This window comes from Chryseobacterium sp. SIMBA_029 (assembly GCF_046535275.1).
GTDB lineage: Bacteria > Bacteroidota > Bacteroidia > Flavobacteriales > Weeksellaceae > Chryseobacterium.
This window is the reverse complement of record NZ_JAWRXA010000694.1, coordinates 1-246: the sequence shown is the minus strand read 5'-3', so window position 1 is coordinate 246 and position 246 is coordinate 1. Positions and strand designations below refer to the sequence as shown.

Annotated in this window: 1 pseudogene; it reads left to right on the top strand. The window is 36.2% G+C overall.

Going from position 1 to position 246, the window contains the following annotated elements:
* Nucleotides 1–246: pseudogene (locus tag SB679_RS25735) on the top strand (leucine--tRNA ligase); the annotation flags it as partial.

Here is a 246-nt window from a genome sequence, read left to right as displayed (position 1 = left end):
ACTATTTTCGGAGCAACATTTATGGTTTTGGCTCCAGAAAATCCTTTGGTAGAAACAATTACTACAGACGCTCAAAAAGTAGAAGTAGATACCTATATTGAAGAAACTTCCAAAAAAACGGAAAGAGACAGAATGTCTGATGTGAAAAATGTGAGTGGAGCTTTCACAGGAAGTTATGCAATCAATCCTTTCAGTGGAGCAAAAATGCCGATCTATATTTCAGACTATGTATTGATGGGATATGGA